Origin of the sequence: Paracoccus suum (assembly GCF_003324675.1) — a bacterium.
GTDB lineage: Bacteria > Pseudomonadota > Alphaproteobacteria > Rhodobacterales > Rhodobacteraceae > Paracoccus > Paracoccus suum.
In genome coordinates this window covers 3,195,027-3,210,937 of record NZ_CP030918.1, presented here as the reverse complement: position 1 = coordinate 3,210,937, position 15,911 = coordinate 3,195,027, and the positions used below count along the sequence as shown (strand labels likewise).

Below are 15,911 nucleotides of genomic sequence, written 5' to 3'. Positions count from 1 at the left end.
ATCCCGCTGCGCCGATGAGCGAGGCCGATCTTGCCGCCTTGGTCCGCGCTGCAGCCGTCCCGCTGCGTCCGGTTGGCGGCAGCACGCGGCTGCTCCCGGGCGAGGATCGCCCGCGCCTCTCGACCGCCGGCCTGACCGGCATCACACTTTACGAGCCCGCCGCGCTGACCCTGATCGCCCGGGCCGGCACCCCACTGGCCGACGTCGAGGCGGTGCTCGCGGCCGAGGGCCAGATGCTGGCCTTCGAGCCGCCGGCCCGGCCCGGCAGCACTATCGGCGGGGTCTGCGCGGCCAACGCCTCCGGCCCGCGCCGGGTGCAGGCGGGGGCCTGCCGCGATGCCATGCTGGGCATCCGCATGGTCGATGGCAACGGCGAGATAATTGCCAATGGCGGGCGGGTGATGAAGAACGTCACCGGCTATGATCTGGTCAAGTTGATGGCCGGCAGCCGTGGGCGGCTCGGCATCCTGACCGAGGTCGCGCTGAAGACCGCGCCGATTCCTCCGGCGCGCCGGACGCTGCGGCTGGACCTAGATGCTGCCGCCGCGGTGCCTGCTCTGACCGCCGCGCTGACAGGCCCGTTTGATATTACCGGCGCGGGCTGGTTGCCAGATGCGGGCGCGATTCTGCGGCTGGAGGGACTGACCCAATCGGTGGCCTTGCGAGCGGAGGCCTTGGCGCGGGTGCTGGCCCCATTCGGCATGGTGACCGAGCTCGCAGACGATCCATGGCCGCGCCTTGGCGACATGCCGACCTCTGATGCTGAGGGCGATCTGTGGCGCATCCTCTGCCGTCCCTCGCAGGCGGCGCGGATTCTCGCGACGCTTGAACCGCTGGCTCTGGATTGGGGCGGCGCGCTGATCGTTGCGCAACTTACCGAACCGCCCGTCTTGCCGCCCGGCGCCATCGCCACCCGCCTGACCGGCGCGCCCGGCGTGGTGCGCCTGCCTGCCCCTGATCCCGTCACAGCGCGGCTCGAGGCAGGGTTGAAGGCGCAGTTCGACCCGCGCGGGATACTCGCCTGATGCAAACGAACTTCACCGCCGAGCAACTCGCCGACCCGCTGACCGCGCGCAGCAACAAGGTGCTACGGACCTGCGTGCATTGCGGATTCTGCACGGCGACCTGCCCAACCTACAAGCTGCTGGGAGATGAACTCGATAGCCCCCGGGGGCGCATCTATCTTATCAAGGACATGCTCGAATCCGGCCGGCCGGCGGACGAAAAGACGGCGCTTCACCTTGACCGCTGCCTTGGATGCCTGGCCTGCATGACCACCTGCCCTTCCGGCGTGAACTACATGCATCTGGTCGATCATGGCCGCATGCATGTCGAGCAGACCTATCGCCGACCCTGGCGCGACCGGGCACTTCGCGGGCTGCTGGCGCGGGTGCTGCCCTATCCGGGGCGGTTCCGCGCGGCGATGGCGGCCGCCAAGCTGGTCCGGCCTTTCGCGGCCCTGATGCCGGATCACCGGCTGCGGGCGATGCTGCGGATGGCGAACGTGCCCTTGCACCCGCCGGCCGCGGTGAACGACGCCGGCACGCATCCCGCGATCGGTACCCGGCGGATGCGCGTTGCGATCCTGCCCGGCTGTGCGCAATCGGTCCTCGACCCCGCGATCAACGAGGCGGCGATCCGGCTGCTGACCCGTGCCGGCGCCGAGGTGGTCGTGCCGCGTGGCATGGGCTGCTGCGGCGCGCTGACCCATCATATGGGTCGCGAGGCCGAGGCGCGCGCCAGCGCACGCTGCACCATCCGCGCGGTCCTGTCCGCTGAGGCCGACAGCCCGCTGGACGCTTTCGTCGTGACGACCTCCGGCTGCGGCACGACCATCAAGGATTACGCCTCGATCTTTGCCGGCGATCCGATGGAGGCTGAGGCCGCGCGGGTCGCCGCCCTTGCGCGCGACGTGACCGAGGTGCTTGCCACGCTGGGACTGCCGCCCCTGACCGGGGTCCCGCCGCTGCGGGTGGCTTATCACGCCGCCTGTTCACTGCAGCACGGCCAGCGCATTGTCGCAGTCCCCAAGGACCTGCTGACGGCCGCCGGATTTACCGTGGCAACCCCGGCCGACGCCCATCTGTGCTGCGGCAGCGCCGGAACCTACAACCTGCTGCAGCCCGAACTGTCCGCCGGCTTGCGCGACCTGAAGGTCGCCGCCATCGAGGCCACGGGGCCGCAGGTGATCGCGACGGGCAACCTTGGCTGCATGGTCCAGATCGCCAGCGGGACCGGCGTGCCGGTCGTCCATACCGTGCAGTTGCTCGACTGGGCGAGCGGCGGCCCGATACCCGAGGCGCTTCAGGAGAAGCTGTAGGCGTCGTAATCGGCCCGATAGAACCGCAGCAGCTTGTCACGGGCGGCAACCGACAGATCACCCGGCGACAGCTTGGGACCGCCCGATTGCGAATGCGGCAACTCCAGCGCCAGCCCGGTGCGCTCGCGCAGTTCGGCAGTCAGCTGGTCCAGTTCGTTCATCTGGAAGACGCGGCTGAAATAGCCGACGTCAGGCCCCAGAAAGACGACCTGCGGGTCCGAATGGTGCAGGATCTGGCCGGAATGCTTGCGGTAGACCTCCAGCCGCTCGACGAAGGTTTCCAGGTCCGGGTCCGCGATGGCGCCGGCCGCAACGGCCTCGGCCGACAGGTGCCGGGCGGCCAGTTCGCGGTGGTGGCGCACGCGGTTGGAATAGCACGATAGCAACCGCTTGATCGGATCGCGCACCACGCAAAAGCGATAATGCTCCTTCATCCGCCAGCGCGGGACTGTGCGAAAGGGCGGTGTCGGATAGAAATGGTGGATGTGGAACATACCGCTGTTGCGCACCGCCGGCACGAAGTCATGGTCGTTTTCGATCCGGTAAAAGACTTCTTTCAGCGAGGTGCAGGCGATCTTGGGCACCGGCAGGTAGGCTAGTTTGTATTTGTCGACAATGATCGCCATTCCATCCCGCCGCTGCGTTTTCATGCCTGATGTGCCTGCCACAGAACGCGCGCGCCTGACAGGCCGATCCTCTTGACGGCCCTTCTTGGGCTTCCCATCTCTGCCCTGTCCGGGGGCCGAACGGCCCCGGGCTTCCCGCCCGCCGGCCCTGCCGGGGGCATCCAACATCGCTTTATGAGGATGCTGATGCGTAGCAATTTCGATCTGACCCCGCTCTACCGTGCCTCGGTTGGTTTTGACCGGATGGCCGATGTCATGGACCGCGCGCTGACCGCCGATCTGGCCGCGCCGACCTATCCGCCCTACAACATCGAGAAGACCGGGGATGACACCTACCGTATCTCGATTGCGGTCGCGGGCTTTGCCGCTGACGAATTGACGGTCGAGGTCAAGGACGGCGCGGTTGTCGTTGCCGCCGCGAAATCGGCCGAGGGCGACCAGGAAGGCCGCACCTTCCTGCATCGCGGCATCGCGACCCGCGCCTTCGAGCGCAAGTTCACCCTGGCCGAGCATATTCGCGTCAGTGGCGCCAGCCACCAGGACGGGATGCTGCATATCGACCTGGTGCGCGAGGTCCCCGAGGCGCTGAAGCCGCGCAAGATCACCATCGAGCGTGGCACGAAAGCGGTCGAGAAGCTCGACTCCTGATCGTCCTGATCGCGTGTTGATGCGCGCGGATGAAGATGGCCGGCGCCTGCACCCCGCAGCGCCGGCTTTTGCTTGGCCGCCGGTGACGGTGCCGTGAAGATCGCGCCCTGTTCGCGGGCGCGGCGGCGGAGTAGGGGTCGTCCATGCAGCTATCGGATTTTGAGTTTCACCTGCCCGAGGGCCTGATCGCGACGCGTCCCGCACGCCCGCGCAGCGCCGCGCGCCTTCTGGTGGCCGACGGCGACGGGATCGCCGACCGCCATGTCGCGGATCTGCCTGAAATTCTGCAGCCCGGCGATCTGCTGGTGTTGAACGACACCCGAGTCATTCCCGCCCGCCTGACCGGAACCCGGCGGCGCGAGACCGCGGATGGCCCGGCCGAGGCCCGGATCGAGGTTACCCTGCTGGAGCCGGCCGCGGATGGCACCTGGCGCGCCCTCGCCAAACCCCTGCGCAAGCTGCGCGCGGGCGAGGTGATCCGCTTTGGCGACACCCTGTCAGCCTTGGTTGCCGTCATTGCCGACGGCGCGCTGACCCTGCGGTTCGATGCGGCGGGCGAGGCTTTCGATGCTGCGATCGACAGGGTCGGAGCGATGCCGCTGCCGCCTTATATCGCCGCAAAGCGCGCGCCCGATGCGGCCGACCGGACCGACTACCAGACCGTTTGGGCGGCGCGCCCCGGCGCCGTCGCGGCGCCCACCGCCAGCCTCCATTTCGATACTGACCTGATGTACCGGCTGGCCGCGCGCGGGGTGCAAACCGCGCGCGTGACCCTGCATGTCGGCGCCGGCACCTTCCTGCCGGTCAAGGTCGAGGATGTGACCACCCACAAGATGCATGCCGAATGGGGCGAGGTAACGCTGCAGGCCGCCGATGCCATCAATGCCGCAAGGGCGGACGGGCGCCGTGTCATCCCCGTCGGCACCACCGCCCTTCGCCTGATCGAATCGGCGGCCACCCCAGAGGGCCGCGTCGAACCCTTTGAAGGGACGACGGAAATCTTTATCTATCCGGGTTATCGCTTTCGCGTCACGGATGCCCTGATGACCAATTTCCACCTGCCGCAATCGACGTTGTTGATGCTGGTATCGGCGCTGATGGGCACAACGCAGATCCGCCGGATCTATGATCATGCAGTTGCCGGCGGCTATCGGTTCTTCAGCTACGGCGATGCGTCGCTGCTGATTCCGCCAAGGCCAACAAAATCTTAACCTGCCGCTGTTAGTCCCGTCCCGAACCCGCCCGAGGCACCATGCTCACCGTCCTGCGAACCACCTGGCCGCTTCTTCTGGGAATCATGCTGCTGATGGTCGGCAACGGCATGCAGGGAACGCTGCTCGGTATCCGCGGCGGGATCGAGGGGATCGGCACGTTCTACATGTCGCTGGTCATGGCTAGCTACTTTGGCGGCTTCCTTGCCGGTTCGCTGACGGTGCCGCGCCTGATCGGCAAGGTCGGGCATGTGCGGGTGTTTGCCGCCCTCGGCTCGCTGATCTCGGCGATCCTCATCCTTTATCCAGCGGCGCCCTTCTGGCCGGTCTGGGCACTGGCGCGGTTCGTGATCGGGTTCTCGTTCTGCGGGGTCTATATCACCGCGGAAAGCTGGCTGAACGCAGGCGCCAGCAACGAGACGCGGGGCAGGGCGCTGTCAGCCTACATGATCGTGCAGATGCTGGGCATCGTTGGCGGCCAGTTCCTGCTGAACGTCGGCGATCCGGCCGGTTTTGTCCCGTTCATCATCCCCTCGATTCTGGTCTCGCTGGCCTTCACGCCGATCCTTCTGTCGACCGAACCCGCACCGCGCTTCGACAGCATCAAGCGCATGACCTTTCAGCGGCTCTTCGAACTCTCGCCGCTGGGCTGCGTCGGCATCTTCATGATGGGCGGGGTGTTCTCAGCCCTGTTCGGGATGGCCTCGGTCTGGGGCTCGGCCTCAGGCATGAACACGCGCGAGATTTCGGCCTTTGTCGCCGCCATCTATCTGGGCGGGCTCGTGTTCCAGTATCCGGTGGGCAAGCTGTCCGACCGTACGGACCGCCGGCTGCTGGTGCTGATCCTGGCTGCAACCGGTGCAGTCGTCGTGGGCGGCCTCATCCTGGTGCAGCCCGGCATCTGGGGCCTGCTGTTCGCCGCTGCGCTGATCGGCGGGGTGGCGAACCCGGTCTATTCGCTGCTGCTGGCCTATACGAACGACCTGCTGGACGCGCAGGACATGGCCGCGGCATCGGCCGGGCTGCTGTTCATCAACGGCATCGGCTCGTTCGCCGGCCCGCTGGTGACCGGCTGGCTGATGGCCGCGATCGGGCTGAACGGGTTCTGGATCTACATCGGCCTGCTACTGGCGGCGCTTGCCGCCTATACAGGCGTACGGCTGTCGGCGCGGCGCACGGCCCAACCCTCCAGCAGCTTTACGGTCATCTCGCCCGCCGCATCGGCCTTCGCGGTCGAGGCCGCGCTTGATGCCTCGCAGGAGGATGGACCCGCCGGACTTAACAGCGGCGGCCCGTCGGACGATCCCGAGGGGCCGCTCGACAAGGCGGCCTGACGCCGGTTGCGCCCGCAGCGTGCCCGCGCCACGTTGGGGTTCAGCAGGCACCGCGCAGCGAGAGGATTGCCCATGACCGAGCCGCAAGCGATCAACCAGTTCTGGCTCGATGAGGTCGGCGCCAAGGGATGGTACGAAAGGTCCGATGCCGTCGACGCCAAGGTCCGCGATCGTTTCATGAAGGCCTGGATCGATGCTCCGAAGCTGACCGCCGGCTGGAGGGACGCGCCCGAGGGTGCCTTGGCCGCGCTGATCCTGACCGACCAGTTTCCGCGCAACATGTTTCGCAATGATGCCCGGGCCTATTCCACCGACCCCCTGGCCCTGCGCATCGCAGGCGCCGCGATCGAGGCAGGCCACGACCTCGCCACGCCCGAGCCGCAGCGCCAGTTCTTTTACCTGCCGTTTGAGCATAGCGAGGAGCTGGCCGACCAGGACCGTGCGGTCGCTCTGTTCACCGAGCGCATGCCGGGCGAAAATCTGCACCACGCGAAAATGCACCGCGCAGCCATCGCGCATTTCGGCCGGTTCCCCTGGCGCAACGCCGATCTGGGCCGCGTGAGCACGCCCGAAGAGCAAGCGCTGCTGGACGCTGGCGGCTACGGCGCGCTCGTCTCGGGGCGGGTCACGCTTGATGCCGCCGCCGCGCCTGCGTAACCCTGAACCGATACAGAAGCGCGGGGGACAAAATGGCGCAGACATTCGACATGGTGGTGATCGGCGCTGGCCCAGGTGGCTATGTCTGCGCCATTCGCGGCGCACAACTGGGCCTGAAGGTCGCGATCATCGAGCGGGCTGAACTGGGGGGCATCTGCCTCAACTGGGGCTGCATCCCGACCAAGGCACTGCTGCGCTCGGCCGAGGTCTTCCACCTGATGGCGCGCGCCAAGGACTTTGGCCTCAAGGCGGACGGCATCGGCTATGATCTGGATGCGGTCGTCAAGCGCTCGCGCGGGGTGGCCAAGCAGCTGTCAGGCGGGGTCGCGCATCTGCTGAAAAAGAACAAGGTCACCGTCATCGCCGGCGAGGCAAAATTGACGGCACCCGGCAAGATCACCGTCAAGACAGCCAAGGGCGACGAGGCGGTCGAGGCCAAGGCCATCGTGCTGGCGACCGGCGCCCGCGCGCGGGATCTGCCCGGGCTCGAGGCCGACGGTAAGCGCGTCTGGTCCTACCGCCATGCGCTCGTTCCGCCGCACATGCCCAAGGACCTGCTGGTCATCGGCTCGGGCGCCATCGGCATCGAATTCGCCAGCTTCTTCAACACCCTTGGCGCCAAGACCACAGTGGTCGAGGTGATGGACCGCATCCTGCCAGTCGAGGATGCCGAGATCAGCGCCTTTGCTAAAAAGCAGTTCGTCAAGCAGGGCATGACCATCCTCGAAGGCGCGACGGTCAAGAAGCTCGACCGCAGTGCGGACAAGGTTACCGCGACCATCGAGGTCCGCGGCAAGACCGAGACTCGGGATTTCGACGCCGTCATCTCGGCGGTGGGGATCGTCGGCAACGTCGAGGGGCTGGGCCTTGAGGCGCTCGGGGTCAAGATCGACCGCACCCATGTCGTGGTGGACGCGCGATGCGGCACGGGCGTGCCCGGCCTTTACGCCATCGGCGATGTCGCCGGTGCACCCTGGCTGGCGCACAAGGCCAGCCACGAGGGGGTCATGGTGGCCGAGCTGATCGCCGGCCAGCACCCGCATCCGATCCGGGCCGAGAACATCCCCGGCTGCACCTATTGCCAGCCGCAGATTGCCAGCGTCGGACTGACCGAGGACAAGGCCAAGGCCGCCGGGCACGAGGTCCGCGTCGGGCGCTTCCCCTTCGTCGGCAACGGCAAGGCCATTGCCCTGGGCGAGCCAGAGGGCATGGTGAAAACCGTATTCGATGCCAAGACGGGTGAATTGCTGGGCGCACACATGATCGGCGCGGAAGTGACCGAACTGATTCAGGGCTATGTCGTGGGCAAGACCCTAGAGACGACCGAGGCCGAGCTGATGGAGACGGTGTTCGCGCACCCGACCCTCAGCGAGATGATGCACGAATCGGTTCTGGATGCGTGGAACCGCGCCATCCACTTCTGACCGGCGTCAAAGCCCGCAGGCGATCAGCCATTCGCGGATCGCCGCGACCGCCTCGGGCTCGTCCAGGAAGGGAATATGGCCCCGCCCGGGCACCTCGGCAAAGATCATGCCGGGGTGCGCGGCGACCATCCGCGCGGCATTGGCCGCCGACAGCAAGTCGGAATTGGCGCCGCGAATCAGGCAGAGCGGCATGCCCGACATCCGGCCCCACAGCGGCCACAGATCCGGCGTCTCGCCCTCGAACGCGGCGAGGAACGCCTCGCGCAGGGCCGGGTCATAGGTGATGCGCAGACCGTCCGGCGTCTCGCGGAAATGCAGGCGCGCCTCGCTGAGCCAGCGGGAGGGGGGCACGCCCTCGAACCGGGTCAGGACCTTGGCCATGCGCGCGGCGGCCTCGGCATGGTCGGGCGCGGCCGGGTTGCGACCGACATAGTCAAAGATCGCCTCCAGCCCGGCGCGCTCCAGTTCGGGGCCGACATCGTTCAACGCCAGCCCCAGCATGCGCGGACGCGCGACCGCGCCCAGCACCATGCCGATCAGCCCGCCGCGCGAGGTGCCAAGGACCGCCGCCCGCTCGACCCCCAAATGGTCAAGCAGGTCGATCGCGTCCTTGCCCTCCTGTGCGACGGTATAGGTGTCCGAGCCGGTATGGGCGCTTTCGCCGCGGCCGCGGTAATCCATGCGGATCAGCCGCACGCCCGAGGGCAGATGCGGCACCAGATAGTCGAAATCGCCCATGGTGCGCGTCAGCCCGGCGAGCGCCAGCAAGGGCAGGCCCGTGCCTTCGTCGCGATAGGCCAGCCGCGCGCCGTCCTTCGCCTCGAAAAACTGGGTCATCACGGACTTCCTTTTCAGGCCTGGATGTTCAGGCGGGCTGGGGCCGCCGCCAGCGTTCAGATATTCTCGGATTGCGGCATGCCCAAGACATGATAGCCGCCGTCGACCATGACCACCTCGCCGGTGGTGCAGGCGCCCCAGTCGCTGACCAGCCAGACCGCCGTCCCGCCGATCGCCTCCAGCGTGGCGTTCGCGCGCAGCGGCGCGTTCGCCTCGGTGTGGCGATAGGTCTTGCGCGCGCCGCCGATGGCCGCACCGGCCAGGGTTTTCATCGGACCGGGCGAGATCGCGTTGACGCGGATACCCTCCGGTCCCAAGTCGTTGGCGAGGTAGCGCACGCTGCTTTCCAGCGCGGCCTTGGCGACGCCCATGACATTGTAGAAGGGCGTTACCCGGTTGCTGCCGCCATAGGTCAGGGTCAGCAGCGTGCTGCCCTCGCGCATTATCGGCCGGGCGCGGCGGGCAATGTCGATAAAGCTGAAGCAACTGATCTCGAGCGAGGTCTTGAAGTTGCCGCGGCTGGTGTCGATGAACCGCCCCGTCAGCTCGTCCTTGGACGAGAAGGCGATGGCGTGGACCAGAAAGTCGAGCTGGCCCCAACGGTCCGCGAGTACACCGAAGGCGTTGTCGAGGCTGGCGTCGTCCGTCACGTCGACATCGACCAGCAGGTCCGCGCCGACGCTGGCGGCGAGTGGCTCGACCCGCTTGCCGAAAGCTTCGCCCTGATAGGTAAAGGCCAGCTCTGCCCCCTCGGCGGCGACGGCGCGGGCGATGCCCCAGGCGATCGAGCGCTCGTTCGCGACACCCATGATGAGGCCGCGCTTACCCTCCAGCAATCCTGCCATGCCTTAACCTTTTCTCAAATTATTCTCGGTATTTGGACAGGATCAGGCTGGCATTGGTGCCGCCGAAACCAAAGCTGTTGGACAGGACGCTGTCGAAATCGACCCCGTCGATGCGCTGCATGGCGATTTCGTCCGGCCGGATCTCGGGGTCCAGCTGGGTGATGTTGGCCGAGGCGGCGATGAAACCCGACTGCATCATCAAAAGGGAATAGATCGCCTCATGAACACCGGTAGCGCCCAGCGAATGCCCCGTCAGCGACTTGGTGGAGCCGACCGGGGGCACGTTCCCCTCGCCGAAAATACGCCGAAGCTTGCGGATCTCGCCGACATCGCCGACCGGGGTCGAGGTGCCATGCGCGTTCACATAGGTGATGGAGCGGTCCTCGGGCAGGGTGGCCATCGCGACACGCATCGAACGCTCGCCGCCGTCCTCGGACGGGGCCACCATGTCGTAGCCGTCAGAGGTCGCGCCATAGCCCGTGACCTCGGCATAGATCTTGGCGCCGCGGGCCTTCGCATGCTCCAGCTCTTCCAGCACCACCACGCCGCCGCCGCCGGCGATTACAAAGCCGTCGCGGGTCGCATCGAAGGGGCGTGAGGCGGTCTGCGGCGTATCGTTATATTTTGACGACATTGCGCCCATGGCGTCGAACAGGCACGACAGCGTCCAGTCCAGTTCTTCGCCGCCGCCGGCAAAGACGATGTCCTGCTTGCCCATCTGGATCAACTCGGTGCCGTTGCCGATGCAATGCGCAGAGGTGCTGCAGGCCGAGGTGATCGAATAGTTCACGCCCTTGATCTTGAACGGGGTAGCCAGCGTCGCCGAGTTGGTCGAGGACATGCAGCGCGTGACCATGAACGGCCCCATGCGCTTGGGGCTGCCCTTTTCGATCACCGTCTGGTGGGCCTGGAAAAAATTGGCCGTGGATGGGCCGCCCGAACCCATGATCAGGCCGGTGCGCTCGTTGCTGATCTCGGCCTCGGTCAGTCCGGAATCGGCGATGGCCTGCTTCATGGCGATGAAGTTCCAGGCCGCGCCTTCGCCCATGAAACGCAGGTCGCGCTTGTCGACATGGGCGGCGATGTCGATGGTGGGCATGCCGTGGACCTGGCTGCGAAAGCCATGCTCGGCATATTCCGGCGAGAAGACGATGCCACTACGGCTGTCGCGTAGCGATTGCGTGACCTCTTCGGCGTTATTGCCGATGGGCGAGACGACCCCGAGGCCGGTGATGACGACGCGACGCATCGGCGCCTCCCTTGTTGTTGTGGGCCGCGCTCAGCCGGCGGACAAAGCGACCTTCATGTCGCGGACCTGGTAGATGACCTCGCCGTCGGCCTCGACGATGCCGTCGGCGACACCCATCGTCAGCCGCCGGGTCTGGATGGCCTTGGTGAAATCCACCTTGTAGGTCAGCATTTTGCGGTCGGGGCGGACCATGCCGGTCAGCTTGACCTCGCCCACGCCCAAGGCATAGCCGCGCCCCTGCCAGCCGCGCCAGCCGAGGTTGAAGCCGGTCAATTGCCACAGCCCGTCAAGGCCAAGGCAGCCGGGCATGATCGGGTTGCCGGGGAAGTGGCAGGCAAAGAACCACAGGTCCGGGGTGATGTCGAATTCGGCCACCACATGGCCCTTGCCGTGCAGCCCGCCGTCGGCAGAGATGTCGGTGATCCGGTCCATCATCAGCATCGGCGGCTCGGGCAGTTGGGCGTTGCCCGGCCCGAAAAGATCGCCCCGCGCGCAGGCCAGCAGATCATCTCGGTCAAAGCTGGTGCGCGCCATTTGCGGCGCCGGGGCTGGGCTGTCGGTCGTGGTCATGGGCGATTTATATGTCCCTTTGGCAAGCGAAACTCAGCCTCCCGCATGTCGGCGGGCATAAGCTGTCACTGGGTTTACCACCGCGCCGCGCGCGGCCGCAAGCTAAGCAGTGTGCGCGTCGCAGGCCCGGCCGCGCGGCCTAGAACCACTGACCCGGCTCCATCAGGCCGGCTTCCATCAACTGCTGCGAGGACCAGTCAAAGCGCTCGGAGCCAGCCCAGACGAAGCTGTCCACCGCATCGCGCGAGCGGGGATTGCGCAATAGGGCCTTGGCCACCCGGAACGAGGCGATGGCGCAGGTCAGGTTGTTATGCCACTGGCAGGCATAGGTATTATACTCCTCGTCCGAGAAGCGGTGATCAGGCAGAAGGGTCAGCCCAGGGGCCGCGCGAAACAGCGCGACGCGATCGATCCGCAGGCGGTCGGGCGGCAGGAACTCCTCGTAGCGCCAGTGGAGGCCGCCGTGGAAATTCATCTGCCGCGAGGCTGGGGCGCCGTTCTGATCGGTGCGTTGCAGCGCGTAGTAGCCGGCTCGGTCGAACATCACCGCCTCGCGGTCGATCGCCGGGCCAAAGCCGTCGTTCTTGGCGGGGTAGAGGTCGGTCACGAAGCCCAGCATCGCATCGCGCCGCTCTTCGGCATGAAAGGCGAGCATCTCGCCGATCCGGCGGGTCTCGCTGAAGGGGTAGAACAGGTATTCGGCGTTCCAGCCGTAATAAAGCCAGGTCCCGGTCGGGACCGCAGCGATGATGGCATTGACCGCCCCGACATGCGCGCCGCTGGTCCGCGTGTCCCAGATCAGGTTGGTCACCCGCGCGGCGTCGGCGGGAGCAAGGTCGAGCGAGAGCGGCTCGGGCGACAACGCCAGGATTCGCGCAAAGCCGAGGTCGAGGTGATGGCGCAAGGTCGAGGTGACTTCGGTGTCATCCTCGATCAGAATGATAGCGATGGGCCCACGGGCGAGGGCGCCCGCAGGACGGCTGGCCAGCCAGTCGTGCAGGCCGGGAACGCTCACCTCAGGGCCGCCCGGACCTGGTCGAGGGCAGAGGCGCGTTGACCCGGGTTGGTAGCGGCCCGCTGGATCAACGCCTTCAGTTCGGCCTTGCGGGCGTCGGGCAGGGTGCTTGCATCAACCAATTGCGCCGCGCGCACCGCATCGAACCCCTCGGGGCTGAGCGAGGCATCGACCTCGGCCACCTGATCCGCCGCCTCGGCGGCACGGCTGGTCGCGGCGGCGGCCACGGCCGCAGCATCGCCTGCCGCGGTGGCGGCGCTGTTGGTGACGGCGGGCCGGCCGGCCTCGGCGCTGTCGGTAGCAGTCGCGGCGGCGCGGGCGGCTGTCGCGGCTGCGGTGATCGCCTCCTCGGCCGCGGCCTCGGCAGCGGCGGCGGCCTGGCCAGCGGCATCGGCGCCGGCAGCCTTTGCGGTCTGTACCGCCTCGGCCGCGGCATCGCTGGCGACGGCGGCGGCATCGGCAGCCGCGTCGGCGGCCGCCTCGGCGTCGATGGCGCGGTCCTCGGTCGGGGCGCCGATGGTCGGGGTGGTGGCGCGGGCGGCCTCGCTCGCTGTCTGGCTGGCGACATTGGCGGCGGTGTTGGCCGCGGCCGCGGTCGCCTCGGCAGACGGGGGCAGGGCGTCTGCAGCAGGACCGCTCGCGGTGGGCTGCGTGATCGCCGGCTCGGTGGCCGGGCCTGCCTGCCGCTGCAGCAGGGCCCCGGGCTTGCCGCCGGACCACCACAGCGCCCCGCCCAGCACGGCGATCAACAGGACGAGCGGCAACACAAGACGCGACATGACGGGTACCGGGACAGGGGCAAGTGCGCACGCAGCTATGCCACAGCCGGCGCGCGGCGGGAACCCTGCCGAAATCGCGTCCAGAGCTTGCGAAAATCGCATGAAACCTGCGCGGATGTCGTACGGGCACAGTTGAAAATCCCGCCCTGCGGCCTTAGGTTGCGGCCAATATTTCTGGCCATGCAAGGAGCAAAGCCATAGCCCGTAGACCGCATAATGCGCCGCCCACCCGTGATACTGGCCCCCGTGTCAACGACCGCATCCGCGCCCCCGAGATCCGCCTGATTGGCGCTGAGGGCGAAAATGTTGGTGTCGTGACCCCGGCGCGCGCCATGGCGATGGCCGAGGAAGCGGGGCTGGATCTGGTCGAGATCTCGCCCACCGCTGTCCCGCCGGTCTGCAAGATCATGGACCTCGGCAAGTTCAAGTACGAGCAGCAAAAGCGCGAGGCCGAAGCGCGCAAGAAGCAAAAGATCATCGAGATCAAAGAGATCAAGTTCCGTCCGGGAACCGACACTCATGACTACGATGTGAAGATGCGTTCGGTGATGAAGTTTCTGGAGGAAGGCGACAAGGTCAAGGTGACCCTGCGCTTTCGCGGCCGCGAGATGGCGCACCAGAACCTGGGCGTCGAGTTGCTGAACCGCGTCGCCGACGACGTAGCCGAGACCGGCAAGGTCGAATCGATGCCCAAGCTGGAAGGCCGGCAGATGGTCATGATGATCTCGCCGCGCTGAGTCGCACAGTTTCCCAACGATCATCCAGGACAGGGGCGGGCCGCCGGGCGCCGCCCCTTTTTCTTGCGCAGCGCGACCCCCGGTCTTGACCTCGGCAGTGGCCGGTCGCAGCTAGGGGGTTATGGATCAGGATCCCGCGCTCACCGTCTCCGTCATGCATGCCGAGGGCGCCGACACCGCGCTGGCGTTGCCCGTTTATGCCACCGATGGCGCTGCGGGAGCCGATCTGCGCGCGGATCTGCGCGGCGAGCAGTTGCGGCTCGCCCCCGGCGCGCGCGCGGCGGTGCCGACTGGCTTGATCCTGGCCCTGCCGGAGGGGTTCGAGGGGCAGGTGCGCCCGCGCTCAGGCCTCGCGCTGCGAGAGGGGGTGACGGTGGCCAATGCGCCGGGCACCGTGGACAGCGATTATCGCGGCGAGGTTCATGTCATCCTCATCAACCTCGGCTCTCAACCCTTCATCATTCGGCACGGCGAGCGTATCGCGCAACTCGTGATCGCCCCGGTCGCGCGGGCGCGGTTCATGCTGTCCGCGACACTGCCGGGCAGCACACGCGGCGCCGCGGGTTTCGGCTCGACCGGGCGGGGCTGACGCGCGGTGCTGGCGGTCGTCGCCGCGATCGCTGTGGCCGTGGGTCTCTATCGCAACTGGACCGGCCCCCGTCTGGCAGGCGTTCTGGCCGGCATCTGGGCGCTGGGTGCGGCAGCCCTGTTGGTCGCACCGGCGCAAGGCGTGCGGCTGACTGGCACTTCGTTGCGGGTCTGGCTGGTCGCCGGCGGGGCCATTGTCCTGGCCTTGGGCTATGTCGCGCTGGTGCGAATGGCTCGCCGCCGGGCCGCGCCCGTCGTCCCCGTTGAAAGCGCGTCGGCGCCGGGAAAGCTGTCCGACGTCGAACTGGACCGCTACGCCCGCCATATCGTGCTGCGCGAAGTCGGCGGCCCGGGTCAGCAGGCATTGCGCCGCGCGCGGGTCCTGATCGTCGGCGCCGGGGGCCTCGGCGCGCCGGCCTGCCTTTATCTTGCGGCGGCGGGGGTCGGGCGCATTACCATTGCCGATGATGACGACGTCAGCCTGTCGAACCTGCAGCGGCAAGTGATGTTCCGTGACAGCGACCTGGGCCGGCCCAAGACGGCAGCGGCAGCGGGGGCGATGCTGGCGCTGAACCCCCATGTGACGGTTGTCCCGCATCCCCACCGCATAACCGAGGCGGACGCCGCGCTGGTCGCCGAGCATGACCTGGTGCTGGACGGCACCGACAATTTCGCAGCGCGCGCGGCGATCAACCGCGCGTGCACCGCCGCAGGCGTGCCGCTGATCGCCGGTGCCATCGCCCAGTGGGAGGGGCAGGTCACCATCTACGACCCGGCGCGGGATGCCCCTTGCCTCGCCTGCATCTTTCCCGAACCGCCTGCCTTAGGCCTCGCCCCATCCTGCGCCGAGGCCGGCGTCGTCGGTGCCCTGCCGGGTGTGATCGGGAGCGTGATGGCGCTTGAGGCGATCAAGCTGATCGCCGGGGCCGGTCAGCCGCTGCGCGGGCGCATGCTGATCTTTGACGGGCTGTGGGGCGAGACCCGGACTATGACCATCGCCCGGCGACCGGACTGTCCGGTCTGCGGCGATGCAGCCCATCCGGCCTGACGCGCGTTGTTCCCGGCACGAGG

Annotated in this window: 17 protein-coding genes; 10 read left to right on the top strand and 7 right to left on the bottom strand. The window is 67.5% G+C overall.

Features of this window, described 5'->3' with window-relative positions; genetic code table 11:
* Positions 1-14 precede the first annotated feature (14 nt).
* Positions 15-1,025, top strand: a complete 1,011-nt coding sequence (locus DRW48_RS15615; protein ID WP_114077627.1) for an FAD-binding protein — start codon at positions 15-17, stop codon at positions 1,023-1,025.
* Complete coding sequence (gene glcF, locus DRW48_RS15610) at positions 1,025-2,320, top strand: glycolate oxidase subunit GlcF (protein WP_114077201.1); 1,296 nt, start codon at positions 1,025-1,027, stop codon at positions 2,318-2,320. The genes DRW48_RS15615 and glcF overlap by 1 nt, the downstream gene beginning before the upstream one ends.
* On the opposite strand, the gene DRW48_RS15605 is transcribed toward glcF, so the two are convergent.
* Positions 2,305-2,946: a sulfotransferase family 2 domain-containing protein gene (locus tag DRW48_RS15605; protein WP_162784801.1), complete on the bottom strand. Its 642-nt coding sequence runs from the start codon at positions 2,944-2,946 to the stop codon at positions 2,305-2,307. The two genes, glcF and DRW48_RS15605, sit on opposite strands and share 16 nt — an antisense overlap.
* 186 nt (positions 2,947-3,132) lie before the next feature.
* Between DRW48_RS15605 and DRW48_RS15600 the strand changes: the two genes are divergently transcribed.
* The 5 genes from DRW48_RS15600 to lpdA all read left to right on the top strand — a co-directional run bounded on the left by DRW48_RS15600 (position 3,133) and on the right by lpdA (position 8,220).
* Complete coding sequence (locus DRW48_RS15600; RefSeq protein WP_114077626.1) at positions 3,133-3,594, top strand: Hsp20 family protein; 462 nt, start codon at positions 3,133-3,135, stop codon at positions 3,592-3,594.
* A 143-nt stretch (positions 3,595-3,737) separates the two neighbouring features.
* Positions 3,738-4,805, top strand: coding sequence for a tRNA preQ1(34) S-adenosylmethionine ribosyltransferase-isomerase QueA (gene queA, locus DRW48_RS15595; protein WP_114077199.1), 1,068 nt, complete (start codon positions 3,738-3,740; stop codon positions 4,803-4,805).
* Positions 4,806-4,846: 41 nt separating this feature from the next.
* The gene (locus DRW48_RS15590; RefSeq protein ID WP_114077198.1) at positions 4,847-6,139 is read left to right on the top strand and encodes an MFS transporter; all 1,293 of its coding nucleotides are present in this window, start codon (positions 4,847-4,849) and stop codon (positions 6,137-6,139) included.
* A gap of 72 nt (positions 6,140-6,211) precedes the next feature.
* Positions 6,212-6,796, top strand: a complete 585-nt coding sequence (locus tag DRW48_RS15585; protein WP_114077197.1) for a DUF924 family protein — start codon at positions 6,212-6,214, stop codon at positions 6,794-6,796.
* 32 nt (positions 6,797-6,828) lie between these two features.
* A complete protein-coding gene (gene lpdA / locus DRW48_RS15580) occupies positions 6,829-8,220 on the top strand; it encodes a dihydrolipoyl dehydrogenase (protein WP_114077196.1) in 1,392 nt (463 codons plus the stop codon).
* Positions 8,221-8,226: 6 nt separating this feature from the next.
* Here lpdA and DRW48_RS15575 read toward each other — a convergent pair whose 3' ends face one another.
* The 6 genes from DRW48_RS15575 to DRW48_RS15550 form a co-directional block, all read right to left on the bottom strand.
* Complete coding sequence (locus tag DRW48_RS15575; protein WP_114077195.1) at positions 8,227-9,057, bottom strand: alpha/beta fold hydrolase; 831 nt, start codon at positions 9,055-9,057, stop codon at positions 8,227-8,229.
* Positions 9,058-9,113: 56 nt separating this feature from the next.
* Positions 9,114-9,902 (bottom strand): enoyl-ACP reductase FabI, encoded by a 789-nt coding sequence (locus tag DRW48_RS15570; RefSeq protein ID WP_114077194.1) that lies wholly within the window; start codon positions 9,900-9,902, stop codon positions 9,114-9,116.
* A gap of 19 nt (positions 9,903-9,921) precedes the next feature.
* Entirely contained in the window at positions 9,922-11,151 is a 1,230-nt protein-coding gene (fabB, locus tag DRW48_RS15565; RefSeq protein ID WP_114077193.1) for a beta-ketoacyl-ACP synthase I, read from the bottom strand.
* A 30-nt stretch (positions 11,152-11,181) separates the two neighbouring features.
* A complete protein-coding gene (fabA, locus tag DRW48_RS15560; protein ID WP_114077625.1) occupies positions 11,182-11,685 on the bottom strand; it encodes a bifunctional 3-hydroxydecanoyl-ACP dehydratase/trans-2-decenoyl-ACP isomerase in 504 nt (167 codons plus the stop codon).
* Positions 11,686-11,860: 175 nt separating this feature from the next.
* Positions 11,861-12,736: a glycosyltransferase family 2 protein gene (locus DRW48_RS15555; RefSeq protein WP_199286127.1), complete on the bottom strand. Its 876-nt coding sequence runs from the start codon at positions 12,734-12,736 to the stop codon at positions 11,861-11,863.
* Positions 12,733-13,515 (bottom strand): hypothetical protein, encoded by a 783-nt coding sequence (locus tag DRW48_RS15550; RefSeq protein ID WP_114077192.1) that lies wholly within the window; start codon positions 13,513-13,515, stop codon positions 12,733-12,735. Before DRW48_RS15550 ends, DRW48_RS15555 begins: the two co-directional genes overlap by 4 nt.
* Before the next feature lie 170 nt (positions 13,516-13,685).
* Here DRW48_RS15550 and infC point away from each other — a divergent pair, with 170 nt between their 5' ends.
* The 3 genes from infC to DRW48_RS15535 all read left to right on the top strand — a co-directional run bounded on the left by infC (position 13,686) and on the right by DRW48_RS15535 (position 15,888).
* Positions 13,686-14,252: a translation initiation factor IF-3 gene (gene infC, locus DRW48_RS15545; RefSeq protein WP_479684912.1), complete on the top strand. Its 567-nt coding sequence runs from the start codon at positions 13,686-13,688 to the stop codon at positions 14,250-14,252.
* Between the two features lie 121 nt (positions 14,253-14,373).
* Positions 14,374-14,841: a dUTP diphosphatase gene (gene dut, locus DRW48_RS15540; protein WP_241963304.1), complete on the top strand. Its 468-nt coding sequence runs from the start codon at positions 14,374-14,376 to the stop codon at positions 14,839-14,841.
* A gap of 6 nt (positions 14,842-14,847) precedes the next feature.
* Positions 14,848-15,888: a HesA/MoeB/ThiF family protein gene (locus DRW48_RS15535; RefSeq protein ID WP_241963303.1), complete on the top strand. Its 1,041-nt coding sequence runs from the start codon at positions 14,848-14,850 to the stop codon at positions 15,886-15,888.
* Positions 15,889-15,911 lie beyond the last annotated feature (23 nt).